13 protein-coding genes are annotated in these 15426 nt (G+C 74.1%); 9 read left to right on the forward strand and 4 right to left on the reverse strand.

Annotated elements, in window-relative coordinates; genetic code table 11:
- Positions 1-10 precede the first annotated feature (10 nt).
- The gene (locus tag ACFVX6_RS06830; RefSeq protein WP_389688766.1) at positions 11-727 is read right to left on the reverse strand and encodes an ABC transporter ATP-binding protein; all 717 of its coding nucleotides are present in this window, start codon (positions 725-727) and stop codon (positions 11-13) included.
- Positions 728-1009: 282 nt separating this feature from the next.
- Here ACFVX6_RS06830 and ACFVX6_RS06835 point away from each other — a divergent pair, with 282 nt between their 5' ends.
- From ACFVX6_RS06835 to ACFVX6_RS06855, 5 genes are all read left to right on the forward strand, one after another.
- On the forward strand, positions 1010-4342 hold the full coding sequence (locus tag ACFVX6_RS06835) for an FtsX-like permease family protein (protein ID WP_389688699.1): 3333 nt from the start codon (positions 1010-1012) through the stop codon (positions 4340-4342).
- On the forward strand, positions 4339-7140 hold the full coding sequence (locus tag ACFVX6_RS06840; protein WP_389688701.1) for a hypothetical protein: 2802 nt from the start codon (positions 4339-4341) through the stop codon (positions 7138-7140). The genes ACFVX6_RS06835 and ACFVX6_RS06840 overlap by 4 nt, the downstream gene beginning before the upstream one ends.
- Positions 7137-8102: an ABC transporter ATP-binding protein gene (locus ACFVX6_RS06845; protein ID WP_389688703.1), complete on the forward strand. Its 966-nt coding sequence runs from the start codon at positions 7137-7139 to the stop codon at positions 8100-8102. The genes ACFVX6_RS06840 and ACFVX6_RS06845 overlap by 4 nt, the downstream gene beginning before the upstream one ends.
- A gap of 647 nt (positions 8103-8749) precedes the next feature.
- A complete protein-coding gene (locus ACFVX6_RS06850) occupies positions 8750-9148 on the forward strand; it encodes a hypothetical protein (RefSeq protein WP_389688705.1) in 399 nt (132 codons plus the stop codon).
- Between the two features lie 80 nt (positions 9149-9228).
- Positions 9229-10722, forward strand: coding sequence for a condensation domain-containing protein (locus ACFVX6_RS06855; RefSeq protein ID WP_389688707.1), 1494 nt, complete (start codon positions 9229-9231; stop codon positions 10720-10722).
- Between the two features lie 40 nt (positions 10723-10762).
- Here ACFVX6_RS06855 and ACFVX6_RS06860 read toward each other — a convergent pair whose 3' ends face one another.
- Both ACFVX6_RS06860 and ACFVX6_RS06865 read right to left on the reverse strand, forming a co-directional pair.
- Positions 10763-11992 carry an RNA polymerase sigma factor gene (locus ACFVX6_RS06860; RefSeq protein WP_389688709.1) on the reverse strand — a complete coding sequence of 410 codons (1230 nt, stop codon included), beginning with the start codon at positions 11990-11992 and terminating at the stop codon, positions 10763-10765.
- 87 nt (positions 11993-12079) lie between these two features.
- Positions 12080-12439, reverse strand: a complete 360-nt coding sequence (locus ACFVX6_RS06865) for a YciI family protein (RefSeq protein ID WP_250739357.1) — start codon at positions 12437-12439, stop codon at positions 12080-12082.
- A gap of 205 nt (positions 12440-12644) precedes the next feature.
- Here ACFVX6_RS06865 and ACFVX6_RS06870 point away from each other — a divergent pair, with 205 nt between their 5' ends.
- On the forward strand, positions 12645-13019 hold the full coding sequence (locus ACFVX6_RS06870; protein ID WP_389688711.1) for a hypothetical protein: 375 nt from the start codon (positions 12645-12647) through the stop codon (positions 13017-13019).
- A gap of 59 nt (positions 13020-13078) precedes the next feature.
- On the opposite strand, the gene ACFVX6_RS06875 is transcribed toward ACFVX6_RS06870, so the two are convergent.
- Positions 13079-13348 carry a hypothetical protein gene (locus ACFVX6_RS06875; protein ID WP_243340458.1) on the reverse strand — a complete coding sequence of 90 codons (270 nt, stop codon included), beginning with the start codon at positions 13346-13348 and terminating at the stop codon, positions 13079-13081.
- A 98-nt stretch (positions 13349-13446) separates the two neighbouring features.
- On the opposite strand from ACFVX6_RS06875, the gene ACFVX6_RS06880 reads away from it, so the two are divergent.
- From ACFVX6_RS06880 to ACFVX6_RS06890, 3 genes are all read left to right on the forward strand, one after another.
- Positions 13447-13785 carry a thioredoxin family protein gene (locus ACFVX6_RS06880; protein ID WP_389688713.1) on the forward strand — a complete coding sequence of 113 codons (339 nt, stop codon included), beginning with the start codon at positions 13447-13449 and terminating at the stop codon, positions 13783-13785.
- A 174-nt stretch (positions 13786-13959) separates the two neighbouring features.
- Complete coding sequence (locus ACFVX6_RS06885) at positions 13960-15150, forward strand: cytochrome P450 (protein ID WP_389688715.1); 1191 nt, start codon at positions 13960-13962, stop codon at positions 15148-15150.
- Positions 15151-15164: 14 nt separating this feature from the next.
- Complete coding sequence (locus ACFVX6_RS06890) at positions 15165-15389, forward strand: ferredoxin (RefSeq protein WP_389688717.1); 225 nt, start codon at positions 15165-15167, stop codon at positions 15387-15389.
- Positions 15390-15426 lie beyond the last annotated feature (37 nt).

Here is a 15426-nt window from a genome sequence, read left to right on the forward strand (position 1 = left end):
CCCACGGGCCCTACGGCGCCGCAGTCAACTCCCCGGAAGCCGGGTCGTCCTCCCCGGACGAAGCCTCCACGATGCGCCCGTCGCGCAGCTCCACGACCCGGTCCGCCAGTTCCATCAGCGCCGGGTCGTGCGTGGCGACCAGCGCCGTGACCCCCTCGCTGCGCACCACCGCGCGCAGCAGCCGCATGATCTGGCGGCCCGTGTCTGAGTCGAGCTGGCCGGTCGGCTCGTCGGCGATGATCAGATCGGGCTCGTTGGCGAGGGCTCGTGCGACGGCGACCCGCTGCTGCTGGCCGCCCGAGAGTTCGCCGGGGCGCTGCTCGGTGTGCTCGGAGAGGCCGACGAGGGCGAGCAGGGTGCGGGCCCGTTCCTCGCGCTGCTTCGCCGGTACCTTGCGCAGCCGCATCGGGACGCCGACGTTCTCGGCGGCGGTCAGGGCGGGGATCAGGCCGAAGGACTGGAACACGAAGCCGATCCGGTCCCGGCGCAGCGCGAGGCGGCCGTCCTCGTCGAGGCCGGCCAGGTCGGTGCCGTCGAGGGCGACACTGCCGCCGGTCGGGGTGTCGAGGCCGCCGACCAGGTTCAGCAGAGTGGTCTTGCCGGAACCGGACCTGCCCTTGAGCGCGGTGAGTTCGCCGCGGCGGACCTCGAAGGACACTCCGCGCAGGGCGTGCACCGCCTGCTGGCCCGTCCCGAAACTGCGCCGCACGTCGTCCACGACCACCATCGGCGGCGCCCCGGCGTCCCCCCGCGGTTCGTCGCGCGGTTCGTCACGCGATGCGCCTCGCGATGCGTCCCTCTGCTCCTGTCGCCGTTCCTGGTCCTGCGTCATGCTGCGGCTCCCCCTCCAAGCGGATCAATGGATGAAAACGGCGTTCTTGCGGTCCCGCCCCGACGATTTGTTCATCCGTTGCACCACTCACGCAAGTCCCTTCCGCTATCTGTTCGAATCTGGCAGCATCGTCCGGTATCCGGGGTCACCAGTCCGGTGCGGGGGAGGAACAGGCACATGCTCGGCTTCGTCGTGCGCCGGCTGCGCGGGCGATTGCCGCTCGCAGTCGCCGTACTGCTGACCGTTTTGATCACCACGACCGTGCTCACCGCGCTCTTCGCCTTCACCCGCGGAGTGGGCGACGCCGGACTGCGCCAGGCCCTCCAGGGGCCCGGCCTGGCGCGCGGCACCGTGCTGGTCACCGGTTCCCACCCGGCGGCCGACCGCGCCAAGGACGACGAGGCGGTACGGGGCTTCGCGCGCGAGCTGTTCGGCCCCCTCCCGGTCGGTGCCGAGAGCGTGGCGCGCAGCCGTTCGTACGGGCTGCCCGGCCCGCGCACCCCCGGCAAGGACTCCGATCTGACCCTGCTGGCCGCCTTCGCCAAGGACCGCGTACGGCTCCTCGCGGGCACCTGGCCGCAGCCCGTCGCGGGCCCGGTCTCCGATCGGGGCGGCCCGGTTCCCGTGGCCGTGCCGAAGGCGGCGCTGGACCGGCTCGGGCTGACCGAGGGAGCCCTGCCCGCGCAGGTGCGGCTGGACGACCGGTACGGCGGCTCCCCGCTGACCGTGCTGGTGACCGGCGTCTACCGGGCGGCCGACTCCGACTCCCCGTACTGGCGGCTCGATCCGCTCGGTGCGCGCGGTCTCCAGGTCGCCGGATTCACCACCTACGGGCCGCTGCTGGTCGACGATTCCGCCTTCACCGCGGGCGGGCTGGTCCAGGACGGCCGCGCCGTGCTCCTCACCGCCGACTTCTCCACCGTGGACGCGGCCGGCGCCGAGGCCGTCCACGGCCGGGCCGCCAAGGCCTTGAAGGCGCTCCAGGGCGGCTCCGGGCTCGCCCCGTCGACCGAGCTTCCGGCGCTGCTCGGGGAGTTGCGGTCGGGCCTGACCGTAGCCCGGTCCACCCTGCTGGTCGGCGCACTGCAACTGGCCGTGCTCGCCGGGGCGGCGCTGCTGCTCGTCTCGCACCTGCTGACGGAGCGACAGGAGGGCGAACGCGCCCTGCTCGCGGCGCGCGGCGCCTCCCGCGGCCGGCTCGGTGTCCTCACCGCGGCCCAGTCGCTGCTGCTGGCGCTGTCCGCCGCCCTCCTCGCGCCCCTGCTGACCCCGCCGCTGCTGCGCCTGCTCGGCGGCTACGGCTCGTTGGCGCACGTCCCGTTCACGGTCACCCGGAGCTGGCTGCTCTGGCCCGTCGCCGCGGGCTGCGCCCTCGGTTGCGTCGTGCTGACCACCCTCCCGGTCGTCCTGCGGGGCGCCGCCGCGGCCGCCCTGCACCGGACCGGCCGCCGCCAGGCGCTCGTCGCCGGCGCCGCCCGCTCCGGCGCGGACCTGGCGCTGGTGGCCCTGGCCGTACTCGCGTACGAGCAGCTCTCCCGGTACGGCGCGGGCGGGGCCGACCCGGCCTCGCGGTCCGACGGGCTGTTCGGCGTGGACCCGGTCCTGGTCGCCGCTCCGACACTGGCGCTGTGCGCGGGCACCCTGCTGGTGCTGCGGCTGCTGCCCTTCGTGGCGCGGCTCGGTGCGCGGGTCGCCGCACGGGGCCGGGGGCTTGGTCCGGCGCTCGTCGGCTGGCAGCTGGCCCGCCGGCCGGGACGGGCCACGGGGCCGGTGCTGCTGCTCGTGCTCGCCGTCTCCAGCGGGGTCCTGGCACTGGGCCAGCACACCGCGTGGTCCGAGTCCCAGCGTGACCAGGCCGATTTCACGACCGCCGGGGGCCTGCTGATCTCCAACAGCGACCTGCCCGCGCTGGGCCGGGGCGGCCGGTACGCGGCGCTGCCCGGCGGGGAGCGCGTCCTGCCGGTGCTCCGTACCCGGCAGGACCTGCCGGGCGGGCGCACCGGCCAGCTGATGGCGCTGGACGCGGTGGCCGCCGCCGACCGGCTCGCGCTGCGGTCCGACCTGCGCGACGGGCACGGCATGCGCGAGCTGTTCGCCCCGCTGGCCCCCTCCCCCGCCCCGGCGCCCGCCACCGGCATCCCCCTCCCCGGCCAGCCCCAGCGCATCGACCTCTCGGTCTCCGTACGCTCCACCGGCGCGGGCGGCCGCCCGGGCCTCGGACTGCTGCTGCGCGACCGGTTCGGCATCACCTACCGGGCCGCGATGGTGCAGCTCCCGGAGAGCGGTGACGCCACCGTGTCGGTGCACACCGGCTCGATGCTCGGCGCCCCCATCGGGTCGGCCGCCACCCCGCTCAGCCTGGCCGGGCTCGTGTTCTCGTACGACCGCGAAGGCCCGCTCCCCGGGATCGATTTGAACGCCGATCCGGATGCCGGCCCCGGCGACCCCGCCACCACGGTCAAGATCTTCGACGAGCTGACCGTACGCAGCCTCGCGGTCGCCCAGACCCGGGACGGTGCAGCGGCGCCGGTCGCGGTGCCCGCATCCGACTGGAAGCTGTCGGCCCCGCAGCTCAAGGACGGCTCCCCGGCCGCCGAACTGCTCCCGGGCTCCGATCCCGCGCCGGGCGGCCAGACCTCGCTCAAGCTGCGCTACCGGGACGGTTCCGGCGAACGCGGCGGCGTCCAGGCCAGTCTGACGCCGGGTCCCGCTCCGGCCGCCGAGATTCCGGGGATCGCCACCCGGGCGTACCTGTCCGCGATCGGCGGGGCCGTGGGCGATCTGGTGCCGGTCAAGCTGGACGACGTCACCCTCCCGGTCCGGGTCACCGCCGCGATCGGCTCCCTGCCCGTCGCCGGCGACACCGCGATCGCCATCGACCTGGACACCGCCGCGCGCCTGCTCGCGGCGGGCGGCCGGGAGCTGCCGACGCCCGGCGAATGGTGGCTGCCGGCCGCCTCCGCCGACGATCCGGCCCCGGCCCGCGCCGCCGCGGAACTGCGTTCCGGCGCGGGCTCCCAGCAGGTGCGGCTGCGCGAGGAGGTGGCCGCGACCCTGCTGGACGACCCGCTCAGCGCGGGCCCGCAGGGCGCGCTGGCCGCACTCGCGGCGGCCTGCGCCGTGCTCGCGGCGATCGGCTTCGCCGCCTCCGCCGCGGCCGCCGCCCGGGAGCGGGCCCGGGAGTTCTCGGTGCTGACGGCGCTGGGTGCCCGACGCCGTGACCTGGCCCGGACGGCCACAGCCGAGAGCTGCCTGCTGGTCGGGCTCGGCACCGCGGTCGGGGTGGGTCTGGGCGTGGTCATCGTGCACCTCGTCGTGCCGCTGACCGTGCTGACCCCGGCCGCCGGCCGGCCGGAGCCCGGGGTGCTGGTGGACCTGCCCGCGGTGCGGATCCTGCTGCTCGCCGCCGCCATCGCCGCCGTACCGCTGCTGTCGGCGGTCTTCGGCGGGCGGCGCAATCAAAACCGCTCGAAGCCGGCCGACCGGCTGCGGCACGTGGAGGACATATGACCGGGCCGGCCGCGACCGACGCCGACCGGCGCGCCCCGGGCGGGGCCGATCCGCAGGCACCCCGGGATTCCGCCCGTCGGCCCGTGCCCCCGCCCGCGCCCTGGGTGCGGACCCGGCTGCGCGCGACCCCGCTGAGCGCCCTGCTCGGCGCGGCCCTGGCCTTCGTCGCCGTCCTGCTCGCCGCGGCCCTGCCCCGGGCCATGGACCGGGGCACCGACCAGGCGTTGCGTTCCTTCCTGGAGTCGCGCGGGCCGAGCCAGACCAGCCTGTACGTCACCGCGCGCCCCCGCTACGGCGAGCAGAGCGCGCAGAACCTGGACGAGGTGCTGGCGACCCTGGTCTCCCGTACCGCCCCGGGTTTCTCGGTCGCCCCCGCGGGCCCCGTCCACGGGTCCTCCGCGGGTCCCCGGCCGCTGGCCAACCGCGGCCTGGCCGCCCCCGACGGGGTCCCTCCCCAGTTGGGCCTCCACCACCTGCGCACGGCCTCCGAGCACGTCCGCCTGGTGGAAGGACGCTGGCCGGGCGCTCCCGCACCCGCTCCCGGCAGCCCCGTACCCATCGTGCTGTCGCAGAGCGCCGCGAAGACCATCGGCATCCGGGTCGGCATGGTGCTGGAGACCACCACCGGCCAGGCACTGACGACGATGAAGGCGGAGGTCGTCGGTCTCTACACCGCGAACGACGAGGCCGAGGACTACTGGACCGACTTCACCTGCCTCCTCCGTGCCTGCCTCAACATGACCACGACCCAGCCTCCGCAGGCGTTCTGGCGCACCGAGGCCCTCGTCGGCGCGGAGGCGCTCGACCGGCTCCCCGACTGGGGCGACCCGAACACCCAGGACTTCTGGCGGATCCCGGTGGACACCGGGAAACTGCGGGCCGACCAGCTCCCGGCCACCGCCAAGGCCGTCGCCTCGTACCTCAGCGGCCCGACCGCGACGCGCCTCACCCAGGAGACCCGTCGGAGTGATCTGCGGTTCACTTCCCGCCTCCCCGAGCAGTTCACCCTCGCCGAGGCCCGGCGCCAGGCGGCCGCGCCGCTCGCCTCGATGGGCCCGGCCGGGGTGGCCGGAGTGGCGTTCGTGGTGTTCTGCCTGGCGGCCGGGCTCACCGGGGACCGGCGGGAGGCCGAACTGCGGCTGCTGCTGGCCCGCGGCGGTTCCCGCGCGGGCATCGTGCGCCGGCTGCTCGCGGAGAACGCCGTCACCGTCCTGCCGGCCGCCGCTCTCGCGGCGGTGCTCGCCGTGGTCCTGCTGCCGACCCCCCGCTCGGCGGGCACCGTGCTGGCCGCTTCGGCCGCCACGCTCCTGGCGTTGCTGGCCGTCCCCGTACGGGCCTTCGTGCTGCTGTCGCCGAAGCGCCCGCCGGGTCCCCGGCGGCGGCTGGTCGCCGAGCTGCTCGCACTGGCGGCCACCGCGGCCGCCGTGTTCGAGGTCCGCTCGCGCGGGGTCGCTCCGGCCGGCGCCGGGGTGGACCCGCTGTTGATCGCCGCTCCCCTACTGCTCGCGCTCTGCGGTGGCCTGCTGTTGGCCCGGCTCCAGCCCGCCCTGGTCGGGGCGTTGGCCCGGGCGGCCGGGCGGGGCCCGGGGCTGATCGGCTTCCTCGGGCTGGCCCGCGCCGCGCGGGGCACCGGCGGCCGGGCACGTCCGTCCGTACTGCCGCTGATCGCGATGCTGCTGGCCGTCACCACCGGGGGCTTCGGTGCCACGGTGCTGACCGCGGTGGCCGACGCCCGCTTCGCGGCGGCCCGTGCGGCCGTCGGCGGTGACGCGCAGCTCTCGGCGCCGGGCGGCACGCTCCCGGAGTCGCTGACGACGGCGGCCACCGCGCTGCCCGGCGTCCGGTCCTCCGCGAAGGTGTGGACCGACGACAACGTGTTCCTCTACGGCACCAAGACGGGCAGCACCCAGATCTCCGTGGTCGTCGCGGACCCGGTGGAGTACGCGAAGCTGTCGGCAGCGGCCGGCAGCGGCGGGTTCGATCCCGCACTCCTGGCGACCGGATCCGCGGGCACCTCGGGCGCGACGGTGCCCGCGCTGATCAGCCGGGACCTCGCCGACGACGACACCTCCGGCTTCCGGCTGCGGCTGGAGAACGGCGGGGAGCTGAAGCTCACGACCGTCGGAGTGGTCGACGGCACCCCGGCCCGGCCCGGCGCCAGGTCCACCACCGTGGTGCTGCCCGCCGCCCAAGTGCTGGCCGCGATTCCGCAGATGGGGCTGCCCAACGGCTGGCTCGCCATCGGCGAGATCGACCAGCACCGGCTCGAGCAGACGGTCCGCACCGCGGACCCGGCGGCCGGTGAGGAGCGCTACCGCGTCCGCACCAGCTCCGCCACGGCCGCCGAGCTGGGCTCCGACCCGCTCCAGCGCTCCGCCGAGCGGCTGTTCTGGGCCTCTCTGGCCGGAGCCGCGGGCTTCGCGCTGCTGGCGGTCCTGCTGACCCTGGTCCGGGCCGCCCCCGACCGCGCGGCGCTGCTCGCGCGGCTGCGCACCATGGGCCTGCGGCCCCGGCAGGGCATCCTGCTGATCCTGGTGGAGTCGGTTCCCCTGGCACTGGCCGCCGCGCTCGGCGGCGCACTGCTCGCGGCGGGCACCGTCGCGCTGCTGGGCCCGGCCGTGGACCTGTCCACGCTGGTCGGCACCCGGGTGCCGACCGGACTGCAGGTCCTCGTCACGCCCGTATTGATCCAGGCACTGGGCCTGGCCGTCCTCGTCGCGGGGGCCGTGCTCGCGGAGGCGGCGATCTCCGGCAGGCGACAGATCACGACCGAGTTGAGAGCGGGAGACCAGCGGTGAACAGCGATCAGCCCACCTACGAGGAGCTGCAGCGGCAGGCCCTGGCCGCCGCCGAGCCCCGCCGGCACGGCGCGGACACGGCCATCGCCTGCGACCGCCTGGTCCGGATCTTCAGTACGGACGGGGTCGAGGTACAGGCCCTGCAGGGACTGGAACTGACCGTGGCGCAGGGCGATCTGATGGCCCTGGTCGGCGCGTCAGGCAGCGGGAAGTCCACCCTGCTGAACATCCTCGCGGGGCTGGACGTGCCCACGGCCGGCACGGCCAGCGTCGGCGGCTACGACCTGCTGGAGATGTCGGCGCGCGACCGGCTGCGCTACCGGCGCGAGGCGGTCGGCTTCGTCTGGCAGCAGACGGCCCGCAATCTACTGCCCTTCCTGACGACGGCGCAGAACATCGCCCTGCCGATGCAGTTGAAGGGCGGGCGGCGCGCCGCCGCCAAGCGTCACGCGGTCCGGACCGGTGAGCTCCTCGAAGCGCTGGAGATCGGCGAGCTGGCGAACCGCCGGCCCGCCGAGCTGTCCGGCGGCCAGCAGCAGCGGGTGGCCATCGCGGTGGCGATGGCCAACGATCCGGCGGTGCTGCTCGCGGACGAGCCGACCGGTGAGCTGGACTCCGAGACGGGCGGGGCGATCTTCGAGGCCTTCCGCACCGTCAACCGGGAACTGGGCGCGACCGTGGTCATCGTGACCCACGACCCGCTCGTCGCGGGCGAGGTCCGGCGCACGGTGGCGATGCGCGACGGCCGCACCAGCAGCGAGGTGCTGCGCCGTACGGTCACCGACGAACACGGCGCCGAGTCGGTGAGCGAGCGCGAGTACGTGATGCTCGACCGCACGGGACGCGTGCAGCTCCCGCAGAAGTTCCTGGAGGCGTTGGGCATGGAACACCGGGTGGCGGTGGACCTGGCCGCGGACCACATCGAACTGCGCCCGGACGACTCGACCACCACCGAGGGCTGATCAGGGGCTGGATCCCGGCCTGGTGGTAGGCCTCCAGCTTGTGGTGTCCGTCCAGGAGGTAGGCGGCGAGGGAGTCCTCGGTGGTCCGCAGGGCCACCAGCGCGGGCCGCGCGCCGGCCCGGATCCGCCGCACGTAGCCGCGTACGGCCTCCCTGTCGGGCGGAGGCCAGTGGTCGGTGGTGAGCAGGGCGAGCTCCTCATCGGCATACCAGCGGTCGATGTGCCCGGAGCGCGGGTGGACCAGGCGCAGCGGGTGCGGGGCCGGGGCGGCGGTCATCGTGTAACGGCCGGGGGCGAGGAGGGAGAGCAGGGGGCGCAGCCGTTCCGGGTCCGGCGGCAGGACGCTCGCGGTGAGTGGGGCGACGGCAAGCTCCGGCGCGGCCAGCCACGCGGTGAGCGCCTTGGTCTCCGCGGTACTGGGAGCGCCCGGGCCGGTGGCGCGCGAGGCCAGCCGGCCGACGCTGCCGCAGAAGTCACTGTCCTCCAGCAGGACGGGGCGGCCCCCGAGGAGGAGCAGGCCGGCGTCATCGTCCCCGGTGACTTCTATGAGACCGAAGCCGTCGGGGACCTCGCAGACGGCGACGGGAGTGCTGGCCATGGGCCGAGTCTGCCAGAGTACGGGCCGGGAGAGAGAGAAGGGTTTTGTGATGGCGATCGAGCCGTGGATGACCTGTCTGGTCAACGGCATTCTGTACAACGCGATGTTCCACAGCGACGGTTCGGCGCTCGACGACGAGCTGGTCCGGCGCTACGCGGTCGCCCTGCGGGTGAGCCCCATCAGCACCGAGCCGCTGCGCCGGCAGGCGGCGGGCCTGCGCGCGGCGGTCGCCTCCGACGCGGTGCTCGCGTCGGCGTTCGAGCCCTATCCGGGATGGCGCCCGTACGACGAGACCGAGTTCCGTGCGTTCCTGATCCGCCTCGCGGACGCCGTCGAGCAGGGCATCGGCCCGGACGACCCCGGTCTCCCCGAGGCGCCCGGACTCCCGGTCGCAGGCGGCGCCCCGCGCCCGAAGGGGCTGCGCGCGCTCCTGCGCCGCCTGCGGTGAACCCCCCGGCGCGCGTCACTTCCGTGGCCCGGGTGTCGTTAGGCGCTCGGGGTTGACTCGGGGGTCGAAGGGATGACGGAATGCGGCAGTTTCCTCTGGAGATGCACCACATGGCACCCGGCCGGGTCGTCGAGTGGCGGTTGCGGTCCACGGCCGGGGCGCAGTCGCCCGGCCCGGACGGTGCGGACGGCGCGCCGGACAGGAGGGCCTCCTTCAACCAGGACAAGCACTTCACCGTCGCCGAGGAGAGCCGCGCCGCCGACGACCCGACCGCGTCGTGGATCGCCGTCACCTTCGAGGTCGCGGGCCCGCTGGACGAGGACGCCCTGACCGGCTCGCTGCTGGCGTTCGTACGCCGCCACGAGGTGCTGCGCTGCGAGTTCCGGCGCCTGGCCGGGGAGTTGGCGTGCGCCCCGATCCCCGCCGCCGAACTGGCCCTGGACACCGTCCCGGTCGCCGATTTCGACCGTACTGAGGAACTGACCCGCTTCTTGGTGGAGCGGTTCAAGCGGAGCATCGACACGCTGTCCTGGCCGCTGTTCACGATGGGCGCCGTCCTGCGCGAGGACTCGGCGACCGTCTACCTGGCCTTCGACCACATCGTCTGCGACGGCATGTCGATGCCGATCGTGGTCCAGGAGGTCGAGAAGGGCTACGAGGCCCTGCGCCGTGGCGAGTTGCCCGATCCGGCGCCCGCGCCGAGCTATCTCGACTTCGCCGAGGAGCAGCGCAGCCGGTACCTCTCCATCGACGCGGACGACGAACGGCTCGGCTACTGGAAGGAGTTCATGGCGAGCGGCGGCGGCGAGTTCTTCCCGCGCTTCCCGCTCGAACTGGGTGTGGAGCCGGGCCGGATGTACTCGATCGTGAACGAGGCCTCCCCGCTGCTGGACGCCGCCGAGGCGGAGGTCTTCGAGAAGGCCTGCCTGGCGGTGGACGGCAAGCCGTTCATGGGCGTGCTCGCCGCCGTCGCGGTCTGTCTGCGCGAGGCGGGCGGGCCGGGGGTCTACCGGGGGTTCATGCCCGTGAGCGAGCGCGGCCGGGCCGGGTGGGGCAACTCGGTGGGCTGGTTCGTCAACACCATGCCCATCGAGTTCGACGCCTCGCCCGGGCGGGACTTCGAGCAGGTGATGGCTTCGGTGCGGGCGGGCTTCAACGAGATGATCGACCATCTCGACGTGCCGTTCGTGCGGGCCTGGGAGCTGCTCGCACCCCGCGAGTTCGCCGCCCGCTCCTGGCCGTACCCGGTGAACTTCTTCTCGTACATCGACATGCGCAAGTGCCCGGGCGCCGAGCGCCACGATGACTGGCGGCCCACCTCCCACGTGTGGTCGGCCCAGGCCAACGGCGCCTGCTCCTGGTTCCAGCGGGACGCGGAGGGGCTGCACATGAACTCGATCTACTCGGACACCCCCGCCGCCCGGCGCACCATGGACGGTTTCCTGGAGGCCCTGCGCGAGACGGTCCGGGAGATCGCCCGCCACGGATCGCTCCGCCGCCCCATCGCGCTGACCCCGCCGCGCCGGCCCGCGCAGACCCCGCTCGACGTGGCGGCGTTCTCCCGCCGCGGCTGATCCCGGCGCGCCGCCCGACAGCGCGCCTCAGAGGCGGGCCTCAGAGGCGGGCCGCGCGTGCGCGCAGCAGGGTCTGCTCCCGGGCGTTGCGCGTGAGGGAGGCGGCGCGTTCGAACTCCGCGCGGGCCTCCGCCGGGCGGCCGAGCCGCTCCAGCAGGTCTCCGCGTACGCTCGGCAGCAGATGGTAGGAGCGCAGGGCCGGTTCCTCCGTCAGGGCGTCGACCAGGGGGAGCGCCGCCGCCGGGCCCTCGGCCATCGAGACGGCGACGGCCCGGTTGAGCTCGATCACCGGTGACGGGATCAACCGGACGAGCCGTCCGTACAGGGTGGCGATCGTGGGCCAGTCGGTGTCCTCGTAGCGGACGGCGTCGGCGTGACAGCCGGCGATGGCGGCCTGGAGGGAGTACGGGCCGGTGCCCGCCCGGTGCAGGGCTTCGACGCCGCGCCGGATCAGCAGACGGTTCCACTTGGACCGGTTCTGGTCGGCGAGCAGCACCGGCTCCCCGTCCGGGCCGGTGCGGGTGGCGATGCGCGAGGCCTGGAACTCCAGCAGCGCCGCCAGGCCGTGCACCTCGGGCTCCTTGGGCATCAGGCCGGCCAGGACCCGGGCGAGGCGCAGGGCGTCCTCGCACAGGGCGGGGCGGACGAGGTCGTCGCCGGCCGTGGCCGAGTAGCCCTCGTTGAAGACGAGGTAGATGACCTCCAGTACGGAGGCGAGGCGCTCTTCGCGGTCGGCTCCGTACGGGACTTCGAAGGGCACCGCGGCCTTCGCGAGCGCCCGCTTCGCCCGGACGATCCGCTGGGCGACGGTCGGTTCGGGACAGAGGAAGGCGCGGGCGATCTCCTGGGTCGTCAGGCCGCCCATCAGCCGCAGGGTCAGCGCGATCCTGGCTTCGGTGGCGAGGACGGGATGGCAGGCGGTGAAGATCAGCCGCAGCAGGTCGTCGTCGATGGACTCGGGGTCCGCGAGCCCGGCCTCCTCCTCGGGCGGGGGCACGTCCTCCAGGGTGCGGCCCACCTCGGCGAGTTTGCGGGCGTAGGTCTCCTTGCGGCGGACGAGGTCGATGGCCCGGTGTTTGGCGGTGGCCATCAGCCAGGCCCCCGGTTTGTCGGGCACGCCGGAGGCCGGCCACTGCTCCAGCGCCGCGACCAGCGCGTCCTGGGTGATCTCCTCGGCGATGCCGACGTCGCGCACGATCCGGGCGACGCCCGCGATGATCCGCGCGGACTCGATCCTGAACACCGCTTCGACCGCTCGGGTCGTACTCACTGCCGTCACGGCTACCCATCAGAGCAGCCGTGACGAGGCAGGGCAAACGGCGCGGGAGGGTGCGGCGCCGAGCGGCGCCGCTGACCGTCAGCTTCCGTCGAGCTGACGGAGCTCGGCGCCGACCGTCCAGTTCTCGGGGTGGATCTCCAGGAAGCGCTTGGTCCACTCCAGCGCCTCGTCCTTGTCCTTGCACTGCATCAGGGCGTACCCGCCGACGACCTCCTTGGTCTCGGTGAAGGGTCCGTCGGTGTAGCTGAGCTTTCCGCCGGACCAGGTGACCCGGGTCCCTTCGGAGGTGGGGAGCAGGCCCGCGGTGTCGAGCATGACTCCGGCCTTGGTGATCTCCTCCATCAGGGCGCCCATGCGGTCGTTGAAGTCGGCCGGGAAGGGGGTGTCGGGGGTGAGGCTCTGCTCGTCGATGCGGATCATCGAAAGGAAGCGCGGCATGGTGACTCCTCGGTGGTGGAGGACGGGGCTCTTCCCCGCCTCTCACCCCTGCGTCGAACGGGAGACGCCGGGATCGACAGCTTCCCGGAAAAATCTTCGGAGATTTTCGGGACGCGCGCGGCAACGGAGATTCCGGTCCCCGTCCCACCCGGAGCTACCGGCGAGTAGGCTCGCCGGGCCCAGGCCCCTCCGAGAGGATCCCTCGATGCCGCGCATGCCTTCCTCACCGCTCCTGCTCGCCGGTCTGCTGGCGGGCGCGGCGGTGGCGCACGCCGTCGCCCCCAAGCAGTTCGACGCGACCGTGCCGCGCTCGCTGCCCGGCAGCCCGCGCCAGTGGACGTACGCGAGCGGCGTGGCGGAGCTCGCGCTCGCGGCCGGGGTGGCCCACCCGCGGACCCGCCGGGTCGCGGCACTGGCGACGGCGGCGTTCTTCGTCGGCGTGTTCCCCGCGAACGTCAAAATGGCAGCCGACGCCCGCCACCGGTCCCCCGCCCTGCGGGCCGTGGCCCTGGGCCGGCTGCCGCTCCAGGTCCCGCTGGTGCTGTGGGCCCGCAAGGTCAGCCGGAACGCGGCGGGCTGAGGCCTCCGGGCCGCCGGGTCGGGCGGCCCGGCAGGCCGCTGCCCGCCGCCCCGCTGGCGTCAGCGGCTGTCGCCCGTCCAGTCCCAGTGACCGGGATCGGCGGCGCGACGGCGGTAGTGGGCACGGCCGCCGGGACCGTAGCGCCCTATCTCCGTGGGGAGCCGGGCCTCCTCGGCGAGCTGCGGGGCGCTCCAGCCCGTGATGTCGAGCAGCAGCCCGTCGAGGGGCCCGCCCACGAGCTCTCCGTAGGCGTGCCCCGGGAGCGGACCCGGGTCGGGGTCGTCGTGGTCGGCGCCGTAGACCCGGCGCCGGAGCATCCTGTCGTCCATACCGGTCAGCTTCACAGACGGCACTGACAACGGCCCCCAGCAGGGATGATGGGACCCGTTCTGATCGATCGCACGGCACACGAAGCGGAGCACCACCCATGGCACGTCGGGTACACCAGCCACTGGAGGACCAGGAGTTCGACTTCATCCTCGGCATGACGGACGGCCCGGTGCTCGCCTACTTCTGCGGAAGCTGGCCGAAGGCCCTGGAGCCCTGCCGCGCGATGGACGCGGTCGTCGCCGCATTGGCGCAGGAGTACGGAACCCGGCTGACGGCGGTGCGCGTGGACATCACCCGCTGCCCCGCGCAGACCAAGCGGTACGGGGTGACGGGCGCCCCGACGGCCGTCCTCATCGCGTCCGGCGAGCCGGTGGCGACCCAGGAAGGGCCGATGACGGCAGACGAGTTCCGGACGTTCCTCGACGCCCACCTCTGAGCGCACCCTCGGCGCCCTCCGCACCCGCGCCCACGCCCCGCCCCGCCCGCCCCCACGGCCCCCTAGGCCATCCGGGCGAAGCGCACGATCTGGCCGAAAGTCACGTGGATCGGATAGGTGCCTTAGGCATGTAATGGATCCGGCGAAACGGAACCATCGCGTGCGAGGTGCTGCATGTCCGAGAAGACCATTGCCTTCCCCCAGGACCGGACCTGTCCCTACCACCCGCCGGCGGCGTACGAGCCGTTGCGGACGGGCCGGCCGCTCTCCCGGGTCACCCTCTTCGACGGCCGCTCCGTGTGGGTGGTCTCCGGGCACGCCGAGGCGCGTGCCCTGCTCTCCGACGGTCGGCTCTCCGCCGACCGGCAGAACCTTTCCTTCCCCGCCCCCACCAGGCGGTTCAAGGGGCTGAGCAACCGGCGCGCCGCCCTGCTCGGCGTGGACGACCCCGTCCACAACACCCAGCGCCGGATGTTGATCCCGAGCTTCTCCCTGGGACGCACCGCGGCCCTGCGCCCCCGGATCCAGGAGACCGTGGACCGGCTGATCGACGCAATGATCGCCGCCGGACCCCCCGCGGAGCTGGTCGGCGCCTTCGCCCTGCCGGTGCCGTCGACGGTGATCTGCGCCCTGCTCGGAGTCCCGTACGCGGACCACGAGTTCTTCGAGAGCCAGTCCCGGCGGCTGCTGCGCGGCCCGGAACTCGCCGACGTCGAGGACGCCCGGGAGCAGCTCAACGGCTATCTTCGCGAGCTCATCGGCCACAAGCGCGAGCACCCGGGCGAAGGGCTGCTGGACGAGCTGATCGCGCGGCGGCTGGAGACCGGCGAAACCGATGTGGAGGAGCTGGTCTCGCTGGCCGCGATCCTGCTCATCGCGGGGCACGAGACCACGGCCAACATGATCTCGCTGGGTACGTTCACCCTGCTCAGCCACCCCGAGCAGCTGGCCGAGCTGCGCACCGATCCGTCCCTGCTGCCGGCGGCGGTGGAGGAGCTGATGCGCTTCCTGTCGATCGCGGACGGCATGCTCCGGGTCGCGGCCGAGGACATCGAGATCGGCGGGGTGACCGTCCGCGCCGACGACGGCGTGATCTTCTCCACCTCCGTGATCAACCGCGACGAGACCGTCTTCGCGGAGCCCGACACCCTGGACTGGCACCGGCCCACCCGACACCACCTGGCCTTCGGCTTCGGCATCCACCAGTGCCTGGGCCAGAATCTGGCCCGCGCCGAGATGGAGATCGCGCTCGGCACCCTCTTCGATCGGCTCCCCGGCCTGCGGTTGGCGGCCGATCCTGACCGGATCCCGTTCAAGCCCGGGGACACCGTCCAGGGCATGCTCGAGCTCCCCGTGGCGTGGTGAACCCGGTGAACCCGGTGAGTCCCACCAGGCCCACCAGTCCCACGAACCGCGTCTCCGTCGACACGGACGTCTGCATCGGGGCCGGGCAGTGCGCCCTGACCGCGCCGGCCGTGTTCACCCAGGACGAGGACGGCTTCGGCGCGGTGCTGCCGGGCCGCGAGGACGGCGGCGGCAGCCCGCTGCTGCGGGAGGCGGCGCGCGCCTGCCCGGTGTCGGCGGTCAGGGTCGAGGAGGGCTGAGCGGCGCGGAGGCGACGGACGGCGGCGGGCGGCGCCA

The organism is Streptomyces sp. NPDC058289, from assembly GCF_042880975.1.
GTDB classification, from domain to species: domain Bacteria; phylum Actinomycetota; class Actinomycetes; order Streptomycetales; family Streptomycetaceae; genus Streptomyces; species Streptomyces stoeckheimensis.

Excerpts from the sequence above, each read along its gene's own strand:
- ACFVX6_RS06830 (WP_389688766.1), bottom strand. The coding sequence starts at position 727 with ATGGTGGTCGTGGACGACGTGCGGCGCAGTTTCGGGACGGGCCAGCAG.
- ACFVX6_RS06835 (WP_389688699.1), top strand. The coding sequence starts at position 1,010 with ATGCTCGGCTTCGTCGTGCGCCGGCTGCGCGGGCGATTGCCGCTCGCA.
- ACFVX6_RS06840 (WP_389688701.1), top strand. The coding sequence starts at position 4,339 with ATGACCGGGCCGGCCGCGACCGACGCCGACCGGCGCGCCCCGGGCGGG.
- ACFVX6_RS06850 (WP_389688705.1), top strand. The coding sequence starts at position 8,750 with ATGGCGATCGAGCCGTGGATGACCTGTCTGGTCAACGGCATTCTGTAC.
- ACFVX6_RS06855 (WP_389688707.1), top strand. The coding sequence starts at position 9,229 with ATGCGGCAGTTTCCTCTGGAGATGCACCACATGGCACCCGGCCGGGTC.
- ACFVX6_RS06865 (WP_250739357.1), bottom strand. The coding sequence starts at position 12,439 with ATGCCGCGCTTCCTTTCGATGATCCGCATCGACGAGCAGAGCCTCACC.
- ACFVX6_RS06870 (WP_389688711.1), top strand. The coding sequence starts at position 12,645 with ATGCCGCGCATGCCTTCCTCACCGCTCCTGCTCGCCGGTCTGCTGGCG.
- ACFVX6_RS06875 (WP_243340458.1), bottom strand. The coding sequence starts at position 13,348 with ATGGACGACAGGATGCTCCGGCGCCGGGTCTACGGCGCCGACCACGAC.
- ACFVX6_RS06880 (WP_389688713.1), top strand. The coding sequence starts at position 13,447 with ATGGCACGTCGGGTACACCAGCCACTGGAGGACCAGGAGTTCGACTTC.
- ACFVX6_RS06885 (WP_389688715.1), top strand. The coding sequence starts at position 13,960 with ATGTCCGAGAAGACCATTGCCTTCCCCCAGGACCGGACCTGTCCCTAC.